2 protein-coding genes are annotated in these 2,136 nt (G+C 77.3%); both read right to left on the reverse strand.

Features of this window, described 5'->3' with window-relative positions; genetic code table 11:
• Positions 1 to 141: 141 nt before the first annotated feature.
• Positions 142 to 1,806, reverse strand: coding sequence for a VWA domain-containing protein (locus tag GT045_RS26845; protein WP_161335742.1), 1,665 nt, complete (start codon positions 1,804 to 1,806; stop codon positions 142 to 144).
• A 29-nt stretch (positions 1,807 to 1,835) separates the two neighbouring features.
• Positions 1,836 to 2,136 (reverse strand): tetratricopeptide repeat protein (locus tag GT045_RS26850; RefSeq protein WP_272926903.1); only part of this gene is annotated, 301 nt, incomplete at its 5' end.

Raw genomic sequence — 2,136 nt, forward strand, 5'->3', positions numbered from 1 at the left:
GAACGCGGGCGCGCGACGCGGCGGCGGGTGCGCGTGCGGCCGTGCCGGTGCCCGCCGCCGGCGTGGCGCCCCTGCCGGCTCCCGCCCCGGAGGGCACGTCTTCGCCGGTGCCCGCCCCGGGACCGGTTCCCCCGCCGGTGGTCACGCCGACGCCCCCCTCAGCGGCCGCCCGCAGTCGCCCCCGCAGAAGACGGAGTCGGCGGGACCGAGCCACTTGCAGGAGGGACACTCCACGAGCCCGTCGGAGCGCACCGGAAGTCCGCTCCCGTCGGCACCGGACGGCCCGCCCGCCGCGGAGTCGGCACCGGCACGGCCGCAGACACCCGGCCCGGGCGGCACGGTGCCGCCGGCGCCCGCGCCCGGGCCGGCGGGTGCGCCCGCTCCGGCGCCCGCCGGTGCCTCGCTCCCGGTCCCGGCGGCCCGCGCCCCGCCGGGGCCCGCGGCCTTCGGCTGTTCCGGTGGTGTCGTCAGGGCGCTGGAGAGGATCAGGTGCTGCCAGTCGACGTCCTTGAGGCCGGGGCGGACCCGCCCGGTGCCGGGACCGGCCTCGATCAGCCGGAGCGCGCCGAGCAGCTGGGCGTCGTCCAGTTCGGCGGCCAGCAGCAGGGCGCGGGCGAGTTCGCGGTCCGCGGTGTCCCGGCCGTCCGCGCCGCGCAGCCAGGCCCGGTACGCCTGGGCGACGGCCGCGCTCGCCTGCTGGTACAACTCGTGCCGGCGGACCCCGGGGTGCTGCCGGGAGGCGTCGAACGGGTTGTCGGTCCAGCGCACCAGGATGGGCCGCGGCGGGGGCAGCCGTACCGGACGCCGTACGTCGGGCACCACGATCTCCACCGCGGCCAGCTGGAGTTCCTCGCCCCTCTCCCGGCCGGTGGGGTCGGCGGTCAGGACGACCTGGAAGTGCCGCACCTCGTCGCCCCAGGCCCGGGTGACGTACTCCGCGGCGCGCCCGCCGGAGCCGGCCGGGACGGGTTGCAGCTCCTGCTCGTTCGGCACCACCTGGGTGACCTGGCGGATCACCGTGCCCGGGGTGGGGGTCAGCCTGATCCGCAGCTCGGGCACCGACGTGCCGAGCAGGCCGGCCATCAACTCCTCGTACACCGACGGCAGTTCGGAGACTTCACGGACGGCCCCGGCGTGGCCGTGCAGCCGGCGGGTGATACCCAGCAGCAGTTCCGCGTCCCAGTCGTCGCCGATCCCCCAGGCGTCGCAGACGAACTGGCCCGCGCAGGCGTCGAGAACGGCGTCCAGCGGCCGGCTGGAGCGGTGGTCGTGCTCGTTGCGTCCGTCGGTGAGCAGCAGGACGTGTTTGACGGGCGCGGGCTGGTCCTTGAGCAACCGCCGGGCGAGTTCGAGCCAGGTGCCGATGGCGGTGCCGCTGTCCGCGTCCAGGATGCGTACGGCACGCTCGGCGGCCTCGCGTTCCGCGGGCCCGGCGACGGCGAGCACCGGGTGGCCGGGCCCGGGGTGGACCACGGTGGCGTCGAACCGCCCGGACAGCACGGCGAAGGCGGTGCCGTCGGGCAGCATCCGGACCGCCGCGACGGTGGCGTCCTTGGCCGCGCGCAGTTTGGCCGCCGGGTGGAGCATCGAACGGGAGGTGTCGACGATCAGCACCTCGGCGAGCGCCGGCCCGGTGCCGGGCGGGGGTGCGCCGGTGTGCTCCGCGCCGTCGGGGCTGCGGACCCCGATCTCCAGGATGGCGTGCATCTCCCGGTCGGTGTGCCGCCCGGCCGCGTCCGGCGTCGCGGGCAGGTCCTTCTGCTGACCGACCGCGAGTGTCACCTCGGTCTCCTCGGCCACGGTCATCGCCGCCTCTCCCCCGGTCCTGGATGTGGTCAGAAGGTGGTCACCGGCCGGACCGCGTGGGCCAGGTCGAGCAGCCGGCCGTGCTCCGCCGCGGTGCGGGCCTGCGCGGCCAGCTGCCGGAAGGACTGCTCGAGGCGGGTGCGCAGGCTGTCCTCGTCCCCGGCTCCGAGGAGGTCACCGGCCGGGAAGTCCGGTCCCCAGCCCTGCGCCGGTCGGCTGTGCAGTGCGCTCTCGCGGACCTCGGCGACCAGCCGGGCCCGGGACTCGCCGTCCGCCGCGCCGCCGTCCAGGCGCAGGGCGGGCAGCCGCCGGGCCGCGTCCCGCAGGTCC

This window comes from Streptomyces sp. SID486 (assembly GCF_009865385.1).
Lineage (GTDB): Bacteria > Actinomycetota > Actinomycetes > Streptomycetales > Streptomycetaceae > Streptomyces.